The following is a 24,558-nucleotide window of genomic DNA, read 5'->3' as shown; positions in this document are numbered from 1 at the left end:
GCATTGCTTGCCAACTGACAGCTACTTAAGAACAACTACTCTTCATTCTTTCAAACGTCTTTTCTTATGTTTTCGAATATACAACGCTTCGCCCGAACTACAGTCTTGGGCACAGGACTGCTCATGGCAGTTACTAGTTGTGATGATTTCTTGGGTGTTGATAGTCGTTCCCAAATTCGTCCCGACGACTACTACAGCACCGCCGGCCAAGCGCAAGCTGCTGTGAACGGCCTCTACAACAATCTGCGTATTGTGCAAAACGACACGGGCTATGGTGAAAGAATTTGGGTGACGCTGGAGTTGATGGCTTTACACGCTACTACACTGGGGCAGAGCTTCAACAACAACCAATTCATTAACCAGAGCATTGACCCAGCTAACCCCTCCTTCTCCAGTGTTTGGAACACCGCCTACAATGGCATCGGCGCGGCTAACCTAGCCATCACTAGGATTCCGGCCATCGACATGGATGAGACGCAGAAAACGCAACTGCTGGGCCAAGCCTATTTTATCCGGGCCTACCTCTACAACCTGCTGGTGCGCCTCTACGGTGATGTGCCTTTGCTGACGGAGCCGGTGAATGGCCCCGGCCCCAACCTCTACCCTAGCCGCAGCCCCAAGGCCGACGTCTATAATCTTATCATCAGCGACCTACAAACAGCTGAAGCAGCCGGCCTACCCGTGGTAGATCGTACCGGGCGCATCTCTCAGTCGGCCGTGAAGGCCCTACTGGCTGATGTGTATTTGACTACGGCAGGCTTCCCCATGCAAATCAAGGAGAATTACCAGAAGGCTGCTGATAAGGCCGCCGAGGTAATTGATGCGGGCAGCTATCCGCTGTTCGCCAACTACATCTCGCTACACAACAACACGGACAAAAATCAGGGTGAATTTATTCTGCAGGCCCAATATGCCAACGGTATTGCCACCAACGCTATCAGTCCCCTGATTGTACCCTACAACGTGGGCATTTCGGCGTACGGCGACGAGTATGGATCCCTGATTCCGACGGAGGAGTTTTATAACTCGTACGAAGCAGGTGACCTACGGGCCCAGGAACAACAATTTTACTTCTCTGAATATCGGGCGTTTGATAGAAGCACCAATCAACAGAAGACAAACATTGTCAAATTCAACCGGCATGCACTTTATAAGTATTTCCACTTGGAAAGCGCTTTGAACCGGAACTACAACTGCGACGAAAACTGGACGCTGATCCGTATGCCTGAGGTGATGCTTATTTACGCCGAGGCCATCAACGAGGCTAGCGCCGCTACCCCCAAAGCATACGAACAAATCAATAAAATTCGGGCACGGGCTAAACTACCTGCGTTGAGCGGCTTAAGCCAGGACGCGTTCCGTCAAGCTGTATGGAAGGAGCGTTACCACGAACTGGCGTACGAGAACAAGGCCTATTTCGACATTCAGCGTACCCGCAAAGCCTATGATGTAAAGAACAACACGTTTGTCAACGTCATCGGCTTTAAAGGCGAAGTGGGACCAGCCTTTCAGGAAAAATACCTGTTGTGGGGCATTCCGTCAACTGAAATAAACAACAATAAGGAACTCACTCAGAACCCTGGGTGGTAGGTAAGTAGAACGTCATGGCCGGGTGCGCGGCAAGTGTGGGTGGTGGTTCTGGGAATTTCTGTCACTTCGCTACCCCACCCGGCCTGACGTTCTTTTTTTGTGCTTGTGCTAATATGAAGCCAAGGTTTCTAGCACTTTTCATTCACCTCTGACGCAACCATTTGGAGAATACTTCTACATTATTACACTACCCGTTCCACTAACCAATCTGCATGCCAGGACTTTCGCTGAGTTTTTTTCTCGCTTCGCTGACGGCTCCCCCCTCGCCGGCACTACCAACGCTTGCTCCCTTACCCCAGCAAGCTGCCGTCACCCGGGACTCCTTAACGAAAAAGGGATATACCCTGATCTTTATCTCCAAAGATCCAGCCCTGAACTCCGTTACCAAGCAACGCATGATTGATGCGTTTTACACGGTATATCCGAAGGAGGCCAAGCGGTTCAACCCTAGTACCTTGAAGAAAGTCACCTTCATCGTGGATCCGGAATACAAGGGGGTGGCGGCTACCCACAATGGCATTGTGCGCTACAACCCTACCTGGCTGAAGGACCACCCGGAGGACATTGACGTGGTGACGCACGAGGTGATGCACATTGTGCAGGGCTACCCCAGCGGCTCGCTGGGCTGGCTCACGGAAGGCATTGCCGACTATACTCGGTACGCGCTCGGTATCAACAACCAGCAGGGCAAGTGGGCTCTACCTGATTATAAAGAAGGCCAGAGCTACACCAATAGCTACCGCATCACGGCTCGCTTTCTGGCGTGGCTGGAGCAAAACGGCTACCCCAAAATTGTGAACGAGATGGATGCCGCGCTGCGCGCCCACGCCTACTCGCCGGAGCTGTGGCAGCAAAAAACCGGCAAAACGCTGGACGAACTGTGGGCCGCTTACACCGCCAACCCTACGGCCGTGAAGCTGGCCTATAAGTAAACCGCTACCATGAAAAAAACAGAACGTCCTTTTGACCAGCGGGAGAAATCTTGCGTGCTCCCGGTAAGTACTCTCCGGGGTCAGCACGCGAGATTTCTCCCGCTGGTCAAAAGGACGTTCTTTATATACCCTTCAGTTACCCTACTCTTTCCCTAACCGAATGCCTAAACTCTTTCCTATTCTTTCTGCCATGCTGCTGACCGCAGCCCCTACCCTAGCGCAGGGTCCGGTGGCGACGAAAGATTACGCCCAGTGGGTGAACCCCATTATCGGCACCGATTCCAAGCCTAGCTTGTCGAATGGCAATACTTATCCGGCCATTGCGCTGCCCTGGGGCATGAACTTCTGGATGCCGCAGACCGGCAAAATGGGTAATGGCTGGGCCTACCAGTACTCGGCCGATAAAATTCGGGGCTTCAAGCAAACGCACCAGCCTTCGCCGTGGATGAACGACTACGGGCAGTTTGCCATTATGCCCATCACCGGCCAGCGGGTGTTTGATGAGGATGCGCGTGCCAGCTGGTACTCGCACAAGGCCGAGGTAGCCGAGCCCAACTACTACAAAGTGTATTTGGCCGACCACGATGTAACGACCGAAATTGCGCCTACCGAGCGGGCGGCCCGGTTCCGCTTCACCTTCCCCAAAACCGACAGCGCTTACGTAGTGATTGACGCGCTGGACAAGGGCTCGATGGTGAAAATCATCCCCCAGCAGCGCAAAATAATTGGCTACACCACCCGCAACAGCGGCGGCGTGCCCAAGAACTTCAAGAACTACTTCGTTATTGAGTTCGACCACGACTTTACCAGCACGGCCGTATTCAAAGACAAGGAATTGGCCGTGGGGCTGATGGAAGCCACCGTGAACCACGCCGGCGCGGCCGTGGGCTTCAAAACCCGTAAGGGCGAGCAGGTGCAGGCCCGCGTGGCCTCGTCGTTTATCAGCCCCGAGCAGGCCGAGCTGAACCTGAAAGAAATCGGTGACCAGAACTTTGATGCCGTGCGCCAGAAAGGCCGCGATGCCTGGAACAAGACCCTGGGCCGTATTGACGTGGAAGGTGGCACTGCCGACCAGAAACGCACGTTCTATTCCTGTCTATACCGCGCCCTGCTTTTTCCACGCAAGCTCTACGAGCTGGATGCCAATGGCAAGGTGATGCATTACAGCCCCTTCAACGGGGAGGTGTTGCCGGGCTACATGTATACCGATACGGGCTTCTGGGACACGTTCCGGGCTTTGTTCCCCTTCCTGAACCTGCTCTACCCCGACCAAAATGCGGAGATGCAGCAGGGCTTGGCCAACGACTACAAGGAAAGTGGTTGGCTGCCGGAGTGGGCCAGCCCCGGTTTGCGCAGCGTGATGGTGGGCAACAACTCGGCCTCTGTGGTAGCCGACGCCTACCTCAAAGGCATTCGCGGACAGGACATGAACGTGCTGTATGAGGCGTTGGTGCACGGCGCCAACAACGAAGGTCCGCTGGATGCCGTGGGCCGCAAGGGCGTGGCGTATTACAACAAGCTCGGCTACGTGCCCTATGATGTGAAAATCAACGAAAACGCGGCCCGCACGCTGGAGTACGCCTACGACGACTTCACCATCTATCAGTTGGCCAAGGCGTTGGGCAAGCCCAAGAAAGAAATCAACCTGTACGCCAAGCGTAGCCAGAACTACCGCAACCTGTTCGACAAGGAAAGCGGGCTGATGCGCGGCAAGAATGAGAATGGTAAGTTCCAAACGCCGTTTAGCCCCTTTAAGTGGGGAGATGCCTTCACGGAGGGTAATAGCTTGCACTACACCTGGTCGGTGTTTCATGACGTAGCGGGGCTGATGGACTTGATGGGCGGCAAGCAGAAGTTTGTGGCTACGCTGGATACCGTATTTGCCCTACCTCCCGTGTTTGATGACTCGTATTACGGCGGCACCATCCACGAAATCAGGGAGATGCAGATTGCGGGCATGGGCAACTATGCCCACGGCAACCAGCCCATCCAGCACATGATTTACCTGTATAACTATGCTGGTCAGCCTTGGAAAGCGCAGTATTGGCTGCGCGAGGTAATGAACCGCCTCTACCTACCCACCGCCGACGGTTACTGCGGCGACGAAGACAACGGCCAGACGTCGGCGTGGTACGTGTTTACGGCGCTGGGTTTCTACCCCGTGTGCCCTGGCACCGACCAGTACGTGCTGGGCGCCCCACTCTTCCCGAAGGCTACCCTACACCTGCCCTCTGGCAAAGATATCGTGCTGAATGCACCCAAGAACTCCGACCAGAACCGCTACGTGAACCAGCTGACCATGAATGGCAAAGTCTATGACAAAAACTGGCTGAGCCACGAGGAGCTGATGAAAGGCGCTACCTTAGATTTTGACATGACTTCTACGCCTAACAAAACCCGAGGCACTAGCAACGCCGCCGCGCCGTTCTCTATGTCGAAGTACAAGTAAGGCCTGACGAATATCCCACCCCCTAGCCCCCTCCCCTCCGGGAGAGGGGGGACTAATCATTAGATTCCTAGAAGTCTAGTTTCTAGAGTTAGTTCCCCCTCTCCCGGAGGGGAGGGGGCTAGGGGGTGGGGTACCGTTGCACTAATTACCCTACCCACCATTTTCCATGAATCGCAGAAATTTTCTTCACGGCTTCTCCCTTCTCTCCACTAGCGTTTTCTTCAACCAATACTCTTTCGCTGGCACCGCGCCCAAGTTTCCGGTGGTGCGGCCTACGGCTGATAAGCGCCGTTTCCGCAGCAAAGCCGTGGAGGCAGCCATTACAGAGTTTCAGAAGAAAGTGAAGGACGAGGAGCTGGGTTGGCTGTTCAACAACTGCTTCCCCAGCACCCTGGACACCACCGTGACCCACGGCACCCGCGACGGCCGCCCCGATACCTACGTCATCACCGGCGACATCGACGCCATGTGGCTGCGCGATTCCTCGGCCCAGGTGTGGCCCTACCTCCAGCTAGTGGGCAAAGATGCCGAGCTGCGCCAGTTGATTGCCGGCGTGATTAACCGCCAGACCAGCTACATCCTGAAGGACTCTTACGCCAACGCCTTCTACGACGACCCCAACAAGGTAGGCGAGTGGAAATCGGACCACACCAAAATGCTGCCCGGCGTGCACGAGCGCAAATGGGAAATCGACTCGCTGTGCTACCCCATCCGCTTGGGCTATCACTACTGGAAAACCACCGGCGACACCAAGCCCTTCGACGCGCAGTGGCAGAAGGCTATCAAAACCGTGCTGCAAACCTTCCGGGAGCAGCAGCGCAAGGACGACCGCGGCCCCTATTCCTTCCAGCGCGAAACGACCAACGCCACCGATACCCAGCCCATGAAGGGCTACGGCTACCCCATCAAGCCGGTGGGCCTGATTTGCTCGGCGTTCCGCCCCAGCGACGATGCCACGCTGTACTCTTTCTTGGTGCCCAGTAACTTCTTTGCGGTGGTGAGTTTGCGCCAGGCTAGTGAGATGATGACCAAGCTGGCCAAGGACGCCAAAACAGCCAAAGATCTTACGGCCCTCGCCGACGAGGTAGACGCTGCCCTGAAACAGCACGCCATCGTCAACCACCCGAAATACGGCAAAATCTACGCCTACGAGGTAGATGGCTTTGGTAGCCAAGTGCTAATGGACGACGCCAACGTGCCCAGCCTGATTGCCCTACCCTACCTGGGCGCCATGCCCGTATCGGACCCTATCTACCAGAGCACCCGCAAGATGCTGCTCTCCGAGGACAACCCCTTCTACTTCAAGGGCACGGCCGGTGCAGGCATTGGCGGCCCGCACGTGGGCCAGGACATGATCTGGCCTATTGGCCTCGTTACGCAGGGCCTCACCAGCACCAGCGACGCAGAAATCAAGCAGTGCATTCAAACGTTGAAGTCTACCCACGCGGATACCGGCTTCATGCACGAGTCCTTCAACAAGGACAACCCGGCTAAGTTCAGCCGCTCGTGGTTTGCCTGGGCCAACACGATTTTTGGAGAGTTTTTGTGGAAGACGTATAAGGAGAAACCGCAGCTGTTGGCGTAGCCAGCAGCAGGAAGTGTAGCACGCCCGTTTGGGGCGGGTTCTGTTGAAGGGGAGCTATTCGCACGCTTTCCTTCAGCAGAACTCGCCCCATTCTTGTTGCTTGGACCTATTTAAGCAGCTGTGCATAGGCAAACGCACATTATTCATATTACAACTATCTGTTAATAAACTAGTAAGCTAAAATCGAATGGCTTACTACTTATGTGAAGCGCAACGGGTCGGGGTCCGCGGTAAGCAGTAGGTCCACGATGCGATTTAGGTCGGCGTCGTGGGTGGTGGCGGCGGCGCGGCCGAGCTGCACCAGCGCCCGCAGGTTAGCCGGGGAGGCGTTGTCGAGGTCGGGGCTGGCGGCGCCCAGGTCGGTGGTTTGCAGGCGAAAGTACTGACTGCCTTTGCCAGCAGCGGAGAAGATGCGCTTGGTTTGGTAGTCCGTGACGGCCGCGCCGCCCGACATCAGAATGTCAATCAGGGGCTTGGGCCATTCCACCTTGCCCCAATCCTTAGCCTTATGGTATGGGTAGGGCTTATCGACCTGCCCCGTGCCCAACGACACCAGCAGCATGTCTTCGGTGGTGGGGTTGCTGGCGGCGTTGCGTACCTCGGCGTAGGCGCACAGGGCGGGATTGTTGGCAAACACGCCCCCATCAATCAGCGGGTAGGCTTTGCCGTCCAGGGCTGGTGTCAGGGCCGCCTCGAAGTAGGTAGGCGCCGCGGCGGTGGCCCGACACACATCTTTGAGCAGAAAATCATAGGCGGGGCCGTGCCGCCGGGCATCGTGCTGGGTGAAAAAAAACTCTTGCCGGGCCGTAATGTCGTAGGCCGGAATCAGGCACGGGCGCAGCAGTTGGCTCAGCTTCAGGGAGCCAAAGTGCCGGTCCAGCACCCGCCGCAGTTCTGCGTCGTCGTACTTCTCGTCGGTGAGGCTGTTACCCGAGCGCACCTTCTGCCACAGCGACACTTCGAAGATGGCGCTGCCGTTTTCCACGTATAAGTCTACGGCCTGCTGGGCCGAGAAGCGGGCTTTGGTCGGATCCTCAGCGGCCGGGCTCAGGTACAGACACGTCAGAATCCCGCCCGTGCTGGTGCCGGCCACGAAGTCGAAAAAGTCGGCGAGGCGGGCTTGGGCATTGCCGCTGCGCTGCTGTAGCTTCTGCTCCAGCGCCACCAGCACCTGTCCCGGAATAATACCGCGAATGCCGCCACCGTCGATAGAAAGAATCTTTTTCATGCTCGCTTATCCAAACGTCCGGTTCACCATGTCATCCTGAGCTTGCGAAGGACCTTATACTATGTTGAACAACTGACATACCAACGACTCATTCCAACATAAGGAGGTACTTCGCAGGCTTAAGATGACCATTTTTTAAAAGATTACTCGACAGCTACTAGCAGCCGTGGGGAGGCACTACCTATCACTTCTCTACAAACGGCAATTCTCCCAACTAGGCGAAACAACAACCCGTTGAGCAGACAAGGCTGCCCGACCGGCGTGCGTGAGAGAATCGGCGCATAGTAGAAACGTGCGTCCGCAAGGCCAGCAGGAAAGTCAAGATGACTCTTTGCCATTGATTTCTATAACACCAAAATCCCACTAAGCTCGGCGCCTAACAGCACTTATCCGTACAATCTGAGCCGCTAGCTTGGCTTTTCTACTCCTGACTTTTCTTTCTCCTGCATGGCTTCTGCAAACGACCCTACCCTACGCTCTTGGATTGACATTCCGCCAACCAGCGACTTCCCGATTCAAAACCTCCCCTTTGGTATTTTCGAGACCGACGAGCGGGGTGCCCGCGTGGGCGTGGCCATTGGCGGCTATGTGCTCGATCTGTACGCCGTGAGCCAGTGGGGCTTCTTTGATGACTTGGACTTGCAGGGCCAACAGCCAAAGGTATTTCGGCGCCGGTCGCTGAATGCGTTTATCCGGCTAGGTCGCCCCGCCTGGCGGGCCGTGCGCGAACGGGTGAGCGAGCTGCTGCGCCACGACAATGCCGTGCTGCAAAGCCCCGAGGTGATGCGCGACTGCCTGGTGCGCCAAACCGACGTGCAGCTGTTGTGCCCCGTGAAGCCGCGGCAGTTTGTACGTTTCGCGAGCCGCCTGGCTTCCAACACACCTACCCCTACCGATGAAACCAGCCCTACCCCCACGGGCAGCTATGCACCGGCAGGCAGCCTGGTGGCTTCGGACACGCGCATGCGGCGACCCACGCGCACCTACCTGCTCGATGCCGAAGACACCCTGCGCGGCCCCGTGCAGTGCCTCGACTTTGAGGTCCAGCTGGGTTTTGTAGGCGGACAAGCTACCGACCTGGGCACGACTCTATCCGTAGAGCAAGTGGAGGAAACGTTGTTTGGTCTGACGTTAGTACTGGGCTGGTATGCCCACGATTTATGCCGAGGCTCGGCGCCGGCCCCTCTGCTGGACCGTAGCTTTGGCAGCACGCTCTCGCCCTGGGTGGTGTTGCTGGATGCTTTGGAGCCTTTCCGGGTAGCTGGGGCGCTGCAACTGCCAGAGCCAGAGCCGCATTTGCGCCAGAATGGCCAGCACCATGTAGCCGTGCAGTTGGAAGTAGCCTTGCAACCCGCCGACGGCCCCGAAACAGTGGTTGCCACTCCCACCACGCGCAGCCTGTACTGGAGCATCGGCCAGCAGCTTGCCTACCTCACCAGCAGTGGCACTCCTTTGCAAGCAGGCGACCTATACACCAGCGGCACCGTGGCCGATGGCAGCCTGTACGACCTCACCGCCAACGGTACGCAGCCCCTAGTTCTCAACGATACCACCATGCGTATCTTTCTGGAGACCGATGACAACGTGCGGCTCTGCGGCTACTGCGAGCAGGAGGGCGTGCGCCTGGGATTTGGGGAGGTAACGGGCGTAGTGAGTTAAGTCATGCTATGCTGATGAGTTGATGGACTGCCGGACTGACAAACTTGTATAAAAGCTGTCATCCTGAGCTTGCGAAGGACCTTACCACGTGCGGACGACAGGCGTACCGTACCAACGACTTACCCGCACGTGGTAAGGTCCTTCGCAAGCTCAGGATGACAGCTTCTGTTTCAGCTTATTCTTTATAATCTAGAGGTCGAACGGAATGTTCGCGCTGCTGAAGATACTGCGTACTTCACCCAAGCACATACAGTGATGCATCCGTATTAACACCCATTTACCCCGCGATTAACCGCAGTTTTACAACCCTATAGGTACGCTAGCTGGTACTAGTAAGCACCGCAGTCTATTGCGCTTGCGTACCTGCTGCCTGTAGCTATAGGACCGCTTCTATACTACTCCTACTCTTTCTACTCCAAAACCAACACCTATGTTAGCAATGGAATACCGGGGTCCTAAGCGGATCCGTGCCGTTCAAAAACCCATACCCGAAATCAAGCACCCGCAGGATGCCATTGTGCGCGTATTGCGCACGTGCATATGCGGCTCCGACTTGCACCTCTACAACGGCAACATTCCCGACACCCGCGTGGGCTCCACGTTTGGCCACGAGTTTGTGGGCGAAATAGTAGAAGTGGGTGATGCCGTCACGAAAGTGAAGGTAGGCGACCGGGTGATTGTGCCGTTCAATATTGCCTGCGGCGAGTGCCACTTCTGCCGGCAGGAAATGTACGGCAACTGCAACGAGTCGAACACCGAATCCTCGGCCATCGGAGCCTTCTATGGCTACTCGCACACGTCGGGCGGTTTTGATGGCGGCCAGGCCGAGTACGCCCGCGTGCCCTACGCCAACTTTGGCCCTACCATCATTCCCGATGACATGGACCTGGATGATGCCGTGCTGCTGACCGACGTGATACCTACCGGCTACCAAGGTGCCGAAATGGCCGGCATCCAGACCGGCGACACGGTAGTAGTGTTTGGGGCTGGTCCCATTGGGATTGTAGCCGCCCGCTGCGCTTGGCTATTTGGCGCGGGTCGGGTTATCATTATCGATAAAGAAGATTACCGCCTCGAATTTGCCCGCAACTACTCGTACTGCGAGGCTTATAACTTCCAGGAGATAGGCGACCCAGCGTTGTTTATCAAGAAACAAACCGACTGGCTGGGAGCTGACTGCGTAATTGATGCCGTAGGCGCCGAGGCCGCCGGTAACACTATGCAAACCATTACCGGCCGCAAGCTGCTGTTGCAGGCTGGCTCGGCCACGGCATTGCACTGGGCTATCAACTCGGTGAAAAAAGGTGGCGTGGTGTCGATTGTGGGCGTGTACGGCCCTACTGATAACCTGATTCCGATTGGCAACGCCATGAACAAGGGCCTGACCATCCGGGGCAACCAAACGTCGGTGAAGCGCCTGCTGCCGCGTTTGATCGACCACGTGCAAAACGGCGTATTGAAGCCCAAGGAGCTGATTACGCACCGCATGCCGCTGGAAGAAGTAGCCGACGGCTACCGCATGTTCTCCCAAAAGCTGGATAACTGCCTGAAAACGGTGCTGATGCCCCCTTCCGCCAACCAGTAATTCGCCTTCCCATGAAAGATAACGCAGTGAATACCCCCATCGACCCGAAGACGATTAAGGGATGGGGCATTGATGCCGACCCCGAAAACGACCCTACCTACCCCATGCGTCGCCATCGCATGAACATCGGTGAGGACCCCCAAGCCGGCAACCGCCCCGACAACTTGCAACCCGTTGACGTGGAGGTGCTGAAGTCGGTGGAACGGCCCAACGTATCGGCCGTGTTTGGCACGCCCCGGCCGCCCAGGGGACTTAGTGGCGCAATTCGCCGCCAGACCTATAAATACAGCGAAAACGAGTACAAGCGCTGGCTGCCCCTGGTGCTGGCCGACCGCGTAGACATGGTAGAAGGCGTGTTGTCGGACCTGCTCCACGGCAAGCTGCCCAACATCTGGGCCGAGAAGGGATACGACGTGGAGATGAAGTACAACCGCACGGCTTTCCTCACCAAAATGGCCACCATCGGCGCCGTCACGGCGGGTTTGGTTGTATGGTTGAGCGCTGACTCGAAGGATAAAAAGTCTAAGCGCAACTAGCGCGCAACTACCGGCTGACAGCCAAAGAAGCCGCCGTTGGGGTAGGAAAATGTGTTTCCTTACCCCAGCGGCGGCTTCCTTGGTAGTCATGCTGTTTAGGGGGTTGATTAGTGCCACTAGGCGGACATGCTAAGCTTGTCGAAGCATCTCGCGTGCTGATGAAAGATAGTATTCAACATCAGCACGCGAGATGCTTCGACAAGCTTAGCATGACGGCCTTACGGGCTACTTCCTACCTTCCACAATCTTCTCCACAATCTCAGGGTCGAGGAGGGTCGTGATGTCGCCGAGGTTGCTGGTGTCGCCCTCAGCCACTTTGCGCAGGATGCGACGCATGATTTTGCCCGAGCGCGTTTTGGGTAGGCCCTCCACAAACTGAATCTTATCGGGCTTGGCAATGCGGCCAATTTCGGCCACAATGGTTTCGATGATGCTGGCCTCTACGTGCTTGCGGCTGATGTCGTCGTCGCAGGCGCCGTCGCGGCAGATCACGTAGGCGTAGATGCCCTGGCCCTTCACATCGTGCGGGTAGCCCACCACTGCCGATTCTACTACTGTATTATTCTGGTTGATGGCGTTTTCGATTTCGGCCGTGCCAAAGCGGTGACCCGAGACGTTAATCACGTCATCTACGCGGCCCTGAATGCGGTAGAGGCCGTCGGCCTCACGGCGGGCGCCGTCGCCGGTGAAGTAGTAGCCCGGATACACGCCGAAGTAGGTTTGCTTGGCCCGCTCATGGTCGCCGTAGGTGGTGCGGATGATGCCCGGCCACGGCGCTTTGATGGCGAGGTAGCCCTCCACGTCGTTGCCCTCAATCTCCTGTCCTTCCTGGTTCAGCAACACAGGCTGCACGCCCGGCAAGGGTAGGCCGGCGCGGGCCGGCACGCTGGGCGTAATGTTCGCCAGCGCCGAAATCATGATGCCGCCGGTTTCGGTCTGCCACCACGTATCTACAATGGGGCAGCGGCCCTTGCCGATGTGGGTGTGGTACCAGTGCCAGGCTTCCTCGTTGATGGGTTCTCCTACCGAGCCCAGCACCCGCAGCGAGTCGAGGGAGTAGGCCAGCACGTGGTTGATGTCGTGGGCCATGAGCGAGCGGATGGCCGTGGGCGACGTGTAGAACACGTTCACACCGTGCTTGTCAATCACCTCCCAGTAGCGGCCGGGGCTGGGGTAGGTAGGCACACCCTCAAACATGAGGGTAGTAGCACCCGATAGCAGCGGACCGTAGAGCAGATAGGTGTGGCCCGTTACCCAGCCAATATCGGCCGAGCACCAGTACACGTCGTTTTCCTCCACCTGAAACACGTTGCGGAAGGTGTAGTCAGCCCACACCATGTAGCCGGCGGTGGTGTGCACCACGCCTTTGGGCTTGCCGGTGCTGCCGGATGTATAGAGAATAAACAGTGGGTCCTCGGCGTCCATTTCCTCGGCGGGGCAGGTTTTTTCTACCTCCTGCACCTCGTCGTGGTACCACACGTCGCGGCCATCCTTCATGTGCACGGGCCAGCCCAAATGCTCCACCACAATCACACCGCGCACGGAGGGGCAGTGCTCCAGGGCCTCATCTACCACGCGCTTCACCGGAATTTGCTTGGCGCCGCGCTCCAGGCCATCGGCCGTAATCACTACGGTGGCTTGGGCGTCGTTCACGCGGTCGGCAATGGCATTGGCCGAGAAGCCGGCGAAGATGACAGAATGCACCGCCCCAATGCGGGCGCACGCCAGCACCGCAATGGCCAACTGCGGAATCATGGGCATGTAGAGGCACACTCGGTCACCCTTCTCTACCCCATTGTTGTGCAGCACATTGGCAAAGCGGCACACCTCCTGGTGCAGCTCGCGGTAGGTATAGCGAATCTGGCGGATTTTGGGGTCGTTGGGTTCCCAGATGAGGGCTAGTTTATTGCCGCGCGTGCTCAGGTGGCGGTCGAGGCAGTTTTCGGTGATGTTGAGCTTGGCACCTTCATACCACTTGTTGTGGCCTTCTACCAGATCAGCCGTCAGCACAGTGTCCCACTTGCGGCGCCAGGTGAAGGGCTCGGCCACATCGGCCCAGAACTGCTCGGGGTTTTCCACGCTGCGGCGGTAGGCATACTGATACTCTTCGGTCGTTCGGATGCGGGGATGGTCGGTGGGCATGGGGAAGGAATTAAGAATTAGAAAGTATGAATTATCAATCGGGAGTGGGGTGGTTCTAGACTGTCATACTGAGCTTGCCGAAGCATGACAGTCTTTACCTAAAAAACCAGCGCGGGTGTAGCGTAAACTACGCAAAACACGGGAGCAGAGCCTACGCAGCCAGCAGCCCCCGCACCTGTTCCATGAGCTGGCGGGTGCTGAAGGGCTTGGGCACGTAGAGGTCAGCGCCGGCAGCGTAACCCTTCTGCACATCGGCCTCCCGACTCTTGGCCGACAGGAAAATGACCTTGGTTTCGTGATGGCGCGGGTGGTTTTTCACGTGTTGGCATACTTGGTAGCCATCTACGTCGGGCATCATCACGTCCAGCAAAATCAGGTCGAAGGGGGTGCGGTCTACGGCCTCCAGGGCTTCCATGCCATTGCGGGCAATGCTGACCTGGTAGCCATTCTTGCGCATCAGAAATTCCAGCGACATCACGATGTTCGGTTCATCATCAACGAGTAAAATGTGGGCTTCTTTCATAGCCAAAATGGTTTTCGAGGGCGGCGGGTACTAGGACTTATTCAGTGGGCTGCGGCTGTCGTTGCGGGTGCAGCGGCAGAGTTAGGGAAAAGCTGGCGCCCTGCTCCGGCGCACTTTCCACCCAAATGCGCCCTTGGTGCAGCTCCACAATGTTGCGGGTGATGGCCAGGCCCAGCCCCGAGCCCTCGGGCTTGCGCATGGTCTGGTGCTGAGCCTGGTAAAACTTGTCAAAAATCAGGTGATGGTAGGCTGGGTCGATGCCCTTCCCGTTGTCGGTGACGCGCACGTGCAGTTGTCCGCCGATGGCTTCGGCCCCTACCCAGATGCGGCCAGAGCCATCGGCCGGGCAGGCTTTCACGGCGTTAGATAGTAGGTTGACGAGCACTTGCATCAGCCGGTCACGGTCGGCGGGTAGGTATGGCAAATCGGGCGCTACGGCTACGGTGAGCTGAATGCGGCGGGCCTGCGCCAGCTGCTCTACCGCGGCCGCGGCTTCGGTTATCAGTTCGCCTACCCCTACGGGGGTCGTAAGCAGGGTAGCCTTGCCCGACTCGTACTTTTCTAGATCGAGTACCAACGTAATCAGCCGGCTCAGCCGCTCCGATTCCTTGGTGATGGTGTGCAGGAAACGCAGGCGTTCCTCCTCGTCTAAATCGGGGTTGTCCGACAGGATTTCCGACAGTGCCCGAATGCTGGTGAGTGGGGTGCGCAGTTCGTGCGTCACGGTATAGAGAAACTCGTCCTTGCGCTCGTCTAGGGCTTGCAGCTGCTCGTAGGCCGCTTGCAAATCGGTGGTGAGACGCTGCAACTCCTGCGACTGGCGGCGCAACTGGCGGTTGGCAGCCAGCAGTTGCTGGCTTTCGCGCAGAATCCCTACTACGTTATCAAAACGCAGCTCCTCTACCCCAATGGCCGAAGACAACAGCAGGCGCGCCGAGGCCGGCCCGATGCTACCGGCCAGCAGCTTCTCGGCGTAGGCCAAGAGGCGCGGGTCGGCGTCGGCGGGGGCAATGGGCTCGGGGGGTAGGGCGTCGGGGAAGCGCGTAGCGAAGGCCTGCAACGCCTGCACGGTGCGCTTCTTCCCCAGAAAACCGCGCAGCAACGCCCGCACCGACAGCACCGGGGCTGCGCCGCGCCACTCGGCGCTAGTGGCCGGGCGTGGCCGGAAGGCATCCACGAACTCCTCAGCCTGACGTAACTCCAATCCCGTAGGCACGCGCCCCAGCACCGATACGCCCACGTACAGCCCCACGTTGAAAAACCAGCTCCAGAACAAGCCGTGCGATAGATAATCTAAGTCTGTAAGACCAAACAGTGCGAATGGTCGCAGGGCCCCTACCCCGAAAAGGCCGTCATCCATGATGGAGGCCGACAGCAAACCGGGCGCAATCATAGTAGGCATCACCAGCGTAAAAAACCACACTGCAAAGCCCGCCAGAATGCCTGCCGTGGCGCCTTGGCTGGTGCCGCCTTTCCAGTACAACCCACCCAGCACCACCGGCACAAACTGCGCCACCGCCGCAAACGACACCAGCCCGATGTTCACCAACGACAGCAAATGCCCTACCGTGGCGTAGTAGCCATAGGCCAGCAGCAGCACCAGCACCACCGCCAGCCGGCGGCTTTGCAGGGCTACTTGCCCCAAATAAGCAAACCACCGAGCCGACTCGCCCCTAGCGGCCGGCACGCGCACCAGCAGCGGCATCAGCAGGTGATTGCTCATCATCACGCTCAGGGCAATGGTTTCCACGATAATCATGCTGCTGGCCGCCGACAGCCCGCCCAGGTACACCAGCAGCGCCAGCCAGCGGTGCCCGGCGCCCAAGGGTAGGGCCAGCACGAAGGTGTCGGCATCCAGTTGTGTGCCGTAGCGCAGCACGCCGCCAAAGGCGATGGGTAGCACAAACAGATTAATAACGATGAGGTAGAGCGGAAACAGCCACATGGCTTTGCGCAGGTGGTCCTCGTTCACGTTCTCTACCACCGATACCTGAAACTGCCGCGGCAGCAGCAGCACGGCCGCCATGCCCAGCAGCAGTAGCGTGAGCCACTGCGCCCCACCAATGCCAGTGGTGTGCAGCGTGAAGAGCTTTTGCAGCCCCGGCACAGCCGCGGCCTGGTCGAACACATCGGCAAAACCATCGAACAGGCCGTAGGTAGCCAGCAGGCCAGCCGCCAAAAAGGCCACTAGCTTTACCAGACTTTCCAGGGCCACGGCCAGCACCATACCCTCGTGGCGCTCGGTAGCTTCCACCGAGCGCACCCCGAAGATGATGGTGAAGAAAGCCAATACGCCAGTGGTAATTAAAGCCGTGTTATCGTCTAGCCCGCCCAGATCGGCCCCACCGGCCATCACCTCAAACGATGTGGCTATTGCCTTAATCTGCAAGGAGATATACGGAATCACGCCCAGCACGCACACCGCCGTAGCCAGCGCCCCAAGGGCAGCACTCTTGCCATAGCGCGCCGAGATGAAGTCGGCAATGGAGGTGAGGCGCTGGGTGCGACAGATGCGGATAATCTTACGCAGCACCAGCCACCACGCGGGCGCCAACAGGGTAGGCCCCAGGTAGATACCCACAAACTCCAACCCAAAATGCGCCGCCCTACCCACCGAGCCGTAGTACGTCCAGGCGGTGCAGTACACGGCCATGCTCAGGGCGTACACGTAGGGGTTGCTCACCAAGCTCCGCCGCGCCGCCGAGCGTCGCTCAGCTGCGTAGGCCACCCCGAACAGCAACGCCAGGTAGCCAAAGGAAAAGCCAATGAGCAGGAGTTTGGACAAGGAGATGAGGTTGTGAGTTTATGAGTGATGGAGTGGTGAACAGAGCTCATCTGTCATCCTTCGCAAGCTCAGAATGACAGATGGTTCACAGTCACTACTCCACCTTTCTAACAAGCCAGCCCGTGAGTAGCACGATGCTAAGCCAGAGCAACAGCAGGTAGAGGTAGAGCACCGGGATACCCCCTACCCTACCCTCGTGGTCGAAGACGGCTAGCAGGGGAAAGTTGAGCAGCACGGCAAACAAGCCGCTCACAAACAGCAGTCGCTGCCCCCGTCGCTGCTCGGCGGCTTCAGTTGATTCGGGCATAAGTAGGTAAAATCGGTTTAGAGAGTAGAGACACAAGATGTTGTATCTCTACCTATTTGCCTCGCAAAAAAGTCCGCCGACCCAGCGGCCCGACGGACTTTTTGTACCAGACCAACTTCACTTAGTCCTTCTGTTACTCAGCCACTCGCTCGTCCATCAGACGCACGTTGCGTATGTCTTTCATGTAGATCATACCCACCACAAAGCAAATCAGCGCCACCGTAATGGGGTAGATCAGACCCAGCAAACTGCTGTGCTCTTTGGCAAACGTGCCCTCGGGTTGCGTAGCGGCCCACACGCCAATGGAGGTAGCCACTAGCGGCACAAAGCCTCCGAAGATACCGTTGCCAATGTGGTAGGGCACCGACAAGGACGTGTAGCGCACCTTGGTGGGGAACAGTTCCACGAGGTAGGCGGCAATGGGTCCGTACACCATTGTCACGAACAGCACCAGGCAGAAAATCAGGGCTGTCATGGCGGGGATGTTGGGCGTCAGGGCTTTCATCACGGCAGGCACGGCCTTACCGGCGGCGTCTACGGTGGCGGGCGTAATTTCGGTGAGCGGCCCGGCAAAGGCCTTCACACCGTAGAACAGCGGGGCGGTGAACAAGGCCCCGCAGATCATGCCCGTCATGATGATGCGCTTGCGCCCGATGCGGTCCGAAAGCGACCCGAAATACACGAACAGCGGCGTGGCCAGCAGCATGGATACCACCATGATGATGCTCGAATCGACGATATCCAGCTTGAGGGTAGCGTTCATGAAAGTGAACACCTGAAACTGGCTGGTGTAGAAAATCACGCCCTGGCCCATGGTCACGCCAAACAGCGCAATGAGTACTAAACGGCGGTTTACGGGGTTCATGAAGGAGTCGCGCAGGGGGCTTTTGCTGGTGGTACCAGTAGCCTTGGCCTTAGCAAACAGCGGAGACTCATGCAGCTTGCGCCGGATGTAGTACGAAGCAATGACCAGGAAGCCTGAGAGCAGGAACGGAATGCGCCAGCCCCATTCTTTAAAGGCGTCTTCACCTACAATCTTGCGGGTAATCAGGAGCACCGAAATACTCAGGATCAGGCCACCAGTGGCCGTAATCTGGATGAAGCTGGTGTAGTAGCCGCGCTTTTTGTCGGGGGCGTATTCGGCCACGTAGGTGGTAGCGCCGCCGTACTCGCCGCCCAGAGCCAGGCCCTGCAACAAGCGCAGAATCACAACTACCACAGGAGCCGCTACGCCAATGGTATCGTAGCTGGGGATGAGGCCGGTAACGAAGGTAGCCCCGCCCATAATCAGCAGCGTGACCAAGAAGGTGTACTTGCGCCCGATCATGTCGCCCAGCCGGCCGAAGAACATGGCCCCAAATGGTCGCACCACGAAGCCCGCCCCAAACACGGCCAGAGCGCCCAGCAGCGTATCCTCAATCTTACCCGCGTGCCCAAACAGCACCGGCCCGATAATGGCCGCCAGCGAGCCAAAAATGTAGAAGTCGTACCACTCAATAACCGTCCCCACCGAGGAGGCCGTAATTACCTGCCAGATGGTGCTGGTAGATACTTGGTTGTTGTCGTGCTCGAGGGGCGCATCCGCCACCTTTCCGTAACCGGGATTAATGCTTTGTTCCATTGAAAACGGGGAATTTTAGTGGAAAATTAAAGCGTCGGAGGCCCGGCGGTCAGGCCGTAGCGCTCCTGTTTCAAGCCGCATTTCAACTATAAATAGTTGATCGTCAGCTTGAATAAGCGGTAAGCGGGTGGCCGATTACGCGGCCGGTAAGCGCAGAGGGGAAAGCGGATTACACAAGACCATTCTTTCGACCAGCAGGAGAAATCTCACGCGCTGACACCGGATAGTACTCCTAGTCAGCGAGAATTATTTACAAGCGAAACTTCTCCGGCTGGTCGATATGGCAGATTAAGCAGGCAGGAAACAGCCTGCTCTTACAGGAAAATCTGGGTTTGCAGCGTAATTTCTGGCTTGTAGTCGAGACGGTTGAAGTTGCCCGTGGTGGGAATGTAGCCTTCAAAGTCAGGGCGGGCGCGGTAGTTGAGCGTTACTTTCGCGTTGTGGCCATCCAGCAGCACGTTCACGCCGGCATCGTACACATTCACGGCTTTGGTGTCGCCATTGGCATAGTGTAGCCCTTCGTAGTCGCTGTGCAGGTAGGCCACATAGGGTTGCAGGCGAGCCTTGGGTCCCAGCAGCTTTTGCGGCAGCAGGTAGCCTACCTGCCCGTAGAAGGAATTGCCCGTACCCGACTGTGGCACCGCGTTGCCGCGGGTGGGTGCCGCGCCATACCCGGGGTTTTCAGGCCCAATGAAGCGGACGTGGTTGGGGCCCATGTTGTAGTTGTAGTACACACCATACAGGGTCAGGGCCGTACGCGAAGCTGTATCCAGGGGCACGTCATAGAAGGCATCAACCCCGAACATCTTCAGGCTGTGCTTATCAGTACCTACCAGCCCAAACGGATTGGCTGAGACGGCCGGGGTTACGGTCACCACGCTGGAAGTGGGCCGCGAATACATGGCATCTTTATTATAGAGGAAGCCGGCACCCACGCTGAACACACGCTTCGTACCGAGGTAAGTACCCGTGAAGTAGGGCAACAGGTTGGCCTCTGGCTCCAGGAAGTTGTAACTCACATAGCCCTGGTACACGTGCTTGGTGTTCTGCGGGCTGTAGGTAGCAATGCCGGTGCCGGTATTCACGTTGTTCACAGTGGTACCCAGGTTCAGCGGGGTGCTGGCTTGGTTGGTCAGGAACGGGTCACTGACCGAGAAGCGGTAGTCGAGCTTGCCAACGCGGCCCTTGGCGTATACTCCTAGCCATCGGGCAAACTGGTCGGTTTGCTCGATGGTAGGGAAGTTGGTCAGTGGCAGATCCATCGGCAGAATGCTGGTTGTGCTGGCGCTGGTAATCCGCGAGATGCCGTTGAGGTAATGTAGGCCACCCCCTAGGCTCAGGTACTTATTCACCTTGTACTCGGTCACAGCCTCGTGAATGAAGAACTGAGGCTTTTTTCCGTCGGTTGTTGGAGTTAGCCCCCCTCCCACGGCATTCTGGTTGTTGATACCCATGTGCGTGTAAATCACGAAGCGCGGGTTAAGCTGGGCCAGAATGACGAGGCGGGAGCGACGCAGACCGAAATCAACCTGACCTTTCTGCGGTTTGCCCAGGGCACGGATGGTACCTTCGTTGTTTTTGGTGTAGCGCGTGTAGACCTGGTGCCAAGTCAGGAAGCGGATGTACTTGGAGCCATCGGGCGAGAGGTTCACCTTCAGGCCAGCACCGTAAGGCACCGATTTGGCGGGCGCGGCAGGCGCGGGGGGTGGGGTAGGCGCGGCGGGCGGCGGGGCCTGACCACCAGCAGGAGGAGGTTGCACTTGAGCTGAGGCCGCGGCAGCAGTCAGCAAAGCACCGGTAAGCAATGCGTAGCGAGAGGGGCGCATAGAGGTGGGATGGGGTGAGTGAGGGTAGCGCAGCAAGCAGAATGCTCCGGCTTGCATCAGCAAATCGATCTGACACAACTAAATAGCAAAACCCTCCTATCGAATCCGCTGCGTTGCTGTCGTTCTGCTAACCCTATAGCTCTACCCCTGCTTAAACCGCTCCCACCGAATCATCATGTACTTATCACCCAGCTCCGTAACCACCAGGCCCGCGCCCTGCACATTAGCCGGGTTCTGAAAAAACTCGGCCAATTCCTTTTGATTGAGAATTTTATAGGTCGGGTGATAATCGGTTTGACGGGGGGCTTTCACGCCGTATTTCTTCACCCAGTTCATCACGCTCACGTGGCTCACGCCCAGCAGGCGCTCAATCTCGCGGTAGCTCACGCCTTCTATATACAGTTGCAAGGCCTTGATGACGTAGTAGGAGTTTATCTCCTTGCCTACCTTAGCCACCGTGTAGTGGTAGCCGCACTGCTTGCACTTAAACCGCTGACGGCCATCGATTACACCACTTTTCGTGGCTTCGGAAGAGTTGCATTTGGGGCAAACAGGTGCTGACATAGAAAGGGCTGAAAGGGTAAGCTATAGCTATTTAGTAAATATATAGTATTTTAGCAAGTATTGAACGTCAGACCAAGCTATAGAACCTGTTCATGAGGAAACTATATGGTACAGAGCGGCTTGTTCAACCTCTCATCAGCTTACGAGTGGACCCCGAGGTATTATAGCGTAGGCATATAGTAGGTGTCTTTGATAATAAGACTACCCTTTCAGGCGCGGCTAGCGTACAAGGAGGTACTTCTCATCAAAAACCCTCTCTCCTATGACTTCCTCTGACTCTACTTCCGACCTGTCGCAACTAATCCGCTATTCGCTTACCATTGATAATCTGAATGATGAGCAAGCCGTGGGCCGCGCCCGCATGGCGCTAACTGCCCTCACCCTCATCGTCGATCAGATTGAAGCGGGCACGCCGGGTCGGGCAGAGGTAGCCACCGTCCACGCTGAAACACCGGGCACAGACGATATCCGCTTGGCCCTCCGCGAAGAAGGCTTCGAGCTGCTGGATATATCCCGGCAGGTAGGATAAAGCACTGTATTTCAGTATACCTGACAGGCCCTTGTGCGGACTGCGTGGCTCAATTACATAGTTCAGAAAGCCAATTTCAAGAGCTTGCAAAGTCACATTCACTAGTCCTCCCACGAGAGAATAGTAGTGAAGCGCAACAGGTTCGATCTTTTTAAAAGCAGAAAGCGCCTTACTTTGCATCCTTACTTGGCGGCTAGATTTCCTGACCGTATCCTCGAAACTCAGCGCCAAGCTCAACCGTTGTAGGCACATGAATCTGAACCACATCGTGTATATCAGCCGGGCCGTGCGCCCGCTCACTGACCAGGATTTGCACGAACTCCTGGAGCAATGCCGCCGTGATAACAGCAAAAACCACATCACGGGCATTCTTTTTTACAGTCACGGCAATATTGCCCAACTCTTTGAGGGCGAGCCAGAAATAACGGAGGCCCTTTTTAAGCGCATCAAGCGCGACGGTCGTCATTCGCACGTGCAGAAGCTTATAGATAAGCCTATTGATGTCCGGAGTTTCCCAGACTGGCACATGGCCTTTCATCCGCTGGAAAGCGTTGGGTTCTCGCAGCTACAAGGGTTTCTGATGCCCGACCGGGTGCCCGCCCCACCCAGTACGCTTACCATTGCCGACGCCATGCTGATTGAGCTAGTTCGCTTGGCTGTTTTTGGCACGCCTACAGAGCAGGCCTTCCCGGCATTGCCTGGCCCCACCTCCGTCTAGCTGAACCTTTAAGGCCTTCTTCTGCTTATTCAACGTACCTTCTCTTCTTTCTGCCACCCTACTCTATCCTTTTATGCGTGAACAGCACCTTCACGCCCTTCTGCACCATTTGCCTGCCGGCGTTGCTACCTTACAGGGTCTCGACCTACGGTACGGGTATTTAAACAAAGCGATGCAGGAGTTGCTGGGCACTGATGTGGCAGAAGGCCAGTGCGTGGCCGATCATCCGGGCGTACTCCCCTCCGATTTAGTGGATGTGCTACACCAAGTGTATCGCACAGGTACTCCTTACATAGCCAAAGCCTGTTCACTGCCCCTACCTACCCAAGAGGGGAAGGAGTCCGTATCCCGCTGCTACGATCTGGTGCTAGAACCCGTGCGCGACGAGGAAAACCAGGACATTACCGGCCTGGTATTGTTTGCCGTAGATGTGACCCAGCAGGAGGAAGCCAGGCAGCGAGCCCACACACTGTCGATGGAAACCCGCCGCCTCGATGCCCGCCTGCGGGTGCTGACTGAAACCGTGCCGCAAATCACGTTTTCGCTGGATGCCGAGGGTTTATATGAGTACGTTAGTCCGCAGTGGTACTACTTCACCGGCCAGCCTCCTACGGCCGACCTGAATGCCATCTGGCCCCTCCTCATCCACCCCGACGACCGGCTGCGGGTGCTCTATCAGGGCGATGCTGCCCGCAAAGCTGGCAAGGGCTGGAGCTACGAGTACCGCCTGCGCCGCCACGATGGCCAGTACCGTTGGATGCTAAGCCGCGCCCTACCCGAACTGCACGCCCCCGACCAGCCCGTGTTCTGGCACGGTGCCCTCACCGAGGTGCACGACCAGCGCGAGTTATCCGACGCCTTGCGCCGGGGCGAGGCCGAGTTACGCTTTCTGGCCGACAGCATTCCGGAGCTGATCTGGACGGCCACGGCCGAGGGCTTCATCGACTATTACAATCACTACACCGGCGAGTATTCAGGTCTCACCAAAGAAGAGCTGGGCCCTACTGGCTGGGTGAACCTGCTGGAACCGCGCAAGCAGGCCGAAGCAGCCCGCCAATGGGTGAAAAGCGTGGCCACGGGCGAGCCGTTTGAGGGCTTGTTCCGGATGCGCCGGCACGATGGGCAATATCGTTGGCACATCATCCGGGCACGGCAGCTGGCCGACGAGCGCGGCCCACGCTGGTTTGGTGCCTGCACCGACGTAGACGACCAGCACCGTCTGCGCGAGGTGCTACAGGTGCAGTACGACGAGCTGGCCCGCACCAACCGCGACTTGGATACCTTCGTCTACACAGCCTCCCACGACCTGAAGCAGCCCCTGTTCAACCTGCGCGGCTTGTTTGAAGAGCTGCGCCGCAGTGCTAGCTTCGACGACCCCGAGGAGGAACAGCTCCTCTCGATGGTAGACGACTCGCTGCACCAACTCGACAGCACCTTGCAGGAGCTAGCGGCCACTGTACAAGACCAGCGGGGCCTCTCGGCGCCAGTGGAAAAGCTAGACTTGCGCCACATCACCGATGAAGTGCTGTTGGGCCTGCGTGCCCAGATTCAGGCTTCTGATGCCACGGTTCATGTGGAAGTAACTGAGGCCCCTACCCTGCTCTACGGCCGGGCCAACTTGCGCTCGGTGCTGCATAATCTACTCAGCAATGCCCTCAAGTTTGCGCACCCCGAGCGCTTGCCGGTTATTACGTTGCGCAGCTACTTGTCCAAAAACAATAAACCGGTGCTCATGGTGCAGGATAATAGCTTGGGGATGAATATCCCCAAAACCTCGACTGCCGCATTTCAACCCTTCACCCGCCAGCACCCCCAAATAGGCGGCTCGGGCGTGGGCTTGTACTTGGTGCAGCGCATTCTTACCTCCCGCGGCGGCCGCCTAGAGGTAGCCAGTACTATGGGCGAGAGCACCACCTTCACGCTGTACTGGTTTGAAGCGTAATTTCCTTTACCTGCTTACTCCTACCTGCTACCGTGCC

The 24,558-nt window shown here is 57.4% G+C and carries 18 protein-coding genes; 10 read left to right on the top strand and 8 right to left on the bottom strand.

The window, feature by feature from the left end:
* Window positions 1–123: 123 nt before the first annotated feature.
* The 4 genes from J4D97_RS02605 (at window position 124) to J4D97_RS02590 (ending at window position 6,556) form a co-directional block, all read left to right on the top strand.
* The gene (locus J4D97_RS02605) at window positions 124–1,590 is read left to right on the top strand and encodes a RagB/SusD family nutrient uptake outer membrane protein (RefSeq protein WP_185283498.1); all 1,467 of its coding nucleotides are present in this window, start codon (window positions 124–126) and stop codon (window positions 1,588–1,590) included.
* 212 nt (window positions 1,591–1,802) lie between these two features.
* Window positions 1,803–2,522 carry a basic secretory protein-like protein gene (locus tag J4D97_RS02600; RefSeq protein ID WP_208306238.1) on the top strand — a complete coding sequence of 240 codons (720 nt, stop codon included), beginning with the start codon at window positions 1,803–1,805 and terminating at the stop codon, window positions 2,520–2,522.
* A gap of 160 nt (window positions 2,523–2,682) precedes the next feature.
* Window positions 2,683–4,971, top strand: coding sequence for a GH92 family glycosyl hydrolase (locus J4D97_RS02595; RefSeq protein ID WP_208306237.1), 2,289 nt, complete (start codon window positions 2,683–2,685; stop codon window positions 4,969–4,971).
* Window positions 4,972–5,137: 166 nt separating this feature from the next.
* Window positions 5,138–6,556 (top strand): glycoside hydrolase family 125 protein, encoded by a 1,419-nt coding sequence (locus tag J4D97_RS02590; protein ID WP_185283495.1) that lies wholly within the window; start codon window positions 5,138–5,140, stop codon window positions 6,554–6,556.
* Between the two features lie 199 nt (window positions 6,557–6,755).
* Here the strand turns inward: J4D97_RS02590 and J4D97_RS02585 are convergent, their stop codons facing one another.
* Complete coding sequence (locus J4D97_RS02585; protein ID WP_208306236.1) at window positions 6,756–7,784, bottom strand: patatin-like phospholipase family protein; 1,029 nt, start codon at window positions 7,782–7,784, stop codon at window positions 6,756–6,758.
* A 447-nt stretch (window positions 7,785–8,231) separates the two neighbouring features.
* Between J4D97_RS02585 and J4D97_RS02580 the strand changes: the two genes are divergently transcribed.
* The 3 genes from J4D97_RS02580 (at window position 8,232) to J4D97_RS02570 (ending at window position 11,564) form a co-directional block, all read left to right on the top strand.
* The gene (locus tag J4D97_RS02580) at window positions 8,232–9,443 is read left to right on the top strand and encodes a fumarylacetoacetate hydrolase family protein (protein ID WP_208306235.1); all 1,212 of its coding nucleotides are present in this window, start codon (window positions 8,232–8,234) and stop codon (window positions 9,441–9,443) included.
* 430 nt (window positions 9,444–9,873) lie between these two features.
* The gene (locus tag J4D97_RS02575) at window positions 9,874–11,028 is read left to right on the top strand and encodes a zinc-dependent alcohol dehydrogenase (RefSeq protein ID WP_208306234.1); all 1,155 of its coding nucleotides are present in this window, start codon (window positions 9,874–9,876) and stop codon (window positions 11,026–11,028) included.
* Window positions 11,029–11,039: 11 nt separating this feature from the next.
* On the top strand, window positions 11,040–11,564 hold the full coding sequence (locus J4D97_RS02570) for a hypothetical protein (protein ID WP_185283491.1): 525 nt from the start codon (window positions 11,040–11,042) through the stop codon (window positions 11,562–11,564).
* A gap of 225 nt (window positions 11,565–11,789) precedes the next feature.
* On the opposite strand, the gene acs is transcribed toward J4D97_RS02570, so the two are convergent.
* From acs to J4D97_RS02535, 7 genes are all read right to left on the bottom strand, one after another.
* Window positions 11,790–13,706, bottom strand: a complete 1,917-nt coding sequence (gene acs, locus J4D97_RS02565) for an acetate--CoA ligase (RefSeq protein ID WP_208306233.1) — start codon at window positions 13,704–13,706, stop codon at window positions 11,790–11,792.
* Between the two features lie 151 nt (window positions 13,707–13,857).
* A complete protein-coding gene (locus tag J4D97_RS02560; protein ID WP_185283489.1) occupies window positions 13,858–14,229 on the bottom strand; it encodes a response regulator transcription factor in 372 nt (123 codons plus the stop codon).
* 37 nt (window positions 14,230–14,266) lie between these two features.
* Window positions 14,267–17,014 carry a sensor histidine kinase gene (locus tag J4D97_RS02555; RefSeq protein ID WP_208306232.1) on the bottom strand — a complete coding sequence of 916 codons (2,748 nt, stop codon included), beginning with the start codon at window positions 17,012–17,014 and terminating at the stop codon, window positions 14,267–14,269.
* Window positions 17,015–17,108: 94 nt separating this feature from the next.
* The gene (locus J4D97_RS02550) at window positions 17,109–17,321 is read right to left on the bottom strand and encodes a hypothetical protein (protein ID WP_185283487.1); all 213 of its coding nucleotides are present in this window, start codon (window positions 17,319–17,321) and stop codon (window positions 17,109–17,111) included.
* Window positions 17,322–17,454: 133 nt separating this feature from the next.
* Entirely contained in the window at window positions 17,455–18,942 is a 1,488-nt protein-coding gene (locus tag J4D97_RS02545) for an MFS transporter (RefSeq protein WP_185283486.1), read from the bottom strand.
* Between the two features lie 314 nt (window positions 18,943–19,256).
* The gene (locus tag J4D97_RS02540) at window positions 19,257–20,768 is read right to left on the bottom strand and encodes a hypothetical protein (RefSeq protein WP_243900092.1); all 1,512 of its coding nucleotides are present in this window, start codon (window positions 20,766–20,768) and stop codon (window positions 19,257–19,259) included.
* Window positions 20,769–20,909: 141 nt separating this feature from the next.
* Complete coding sequence (locus J4D97_RS02535) at window positions 20,910–21,332, bottom strand: IS1/IS1595 family N-terminal zinc-binding domain-containing protein (protein ID WP_185283485.1); 423 nt, start codon at window positions 21,330–21,332, stop codon at window positions 20,910–20,912.
* 262 nt (window positions 21,333–21,594) lie between these two features.
* On the opposite strand from J4D97_RS02535, the gene J4D97_RS02530 reads away from it, so the two are divergent.
* The 3 genes from J4D97_RS02530 to J4D97_RS02520 all read left to right on the top strand — a co-directional run bounded on the left by J4D97_RS02530 (window position 21,595) and on the right by J4D97_RS02520 (window position 24,521).
* Window positions 21,595–21,861, top strand: a complete 267-nt coding sequence (locus J4D97_RS02530; RefSeq protein WP_185283484.1) for a hypothetical protein — start codon at window positions 21,595–21,597, stop codon at window positions 21,859–21,861.
* 250 nt (window positions 21,862–22,111) lie between these two features.
* A complete protein-coding gene (locus J4D97_RS02525; RefSeq protein ID WP_185283483.1) occupies window positions 22,112–22,579 on the top strand; it encodes a BLUF domain-containing protein in 468 nt (155 codons plus the stop codon).
* A 73-nt stretch (window positions 22,580–22,652) separates the two neighbouring features.
* Window positions 22,653–24,521: a PAS domain-containing sensor histidine kinase gene (locus tag J4D97_RS02520; RefSeq protein WP_208306231.1), complete on the top strand. Its 1,869-nt coding sequence runs from the start codon at window positions 22,653–22,655 to the stop codon at window positions 24,519–24,521.
* Window positions 24,522–24,558: the final 37 nt, after the last annotated feature.

It is taken from the genome of Hymenobacter defluvii (genome assembly GCF_017589435.1).
In the GTDB taxonomy this organism is placed as follows: Bacteria; Bacteroidota; Bacteroidia; order Cytophagales; family Hymenobacteraceae; genus Hymenobacter; species Hymenobacter profundi.
Note: the sequence above shows the minus strand (reverse complement) of the source record. Positions and strands in the feature narration are given on the sequence as shown.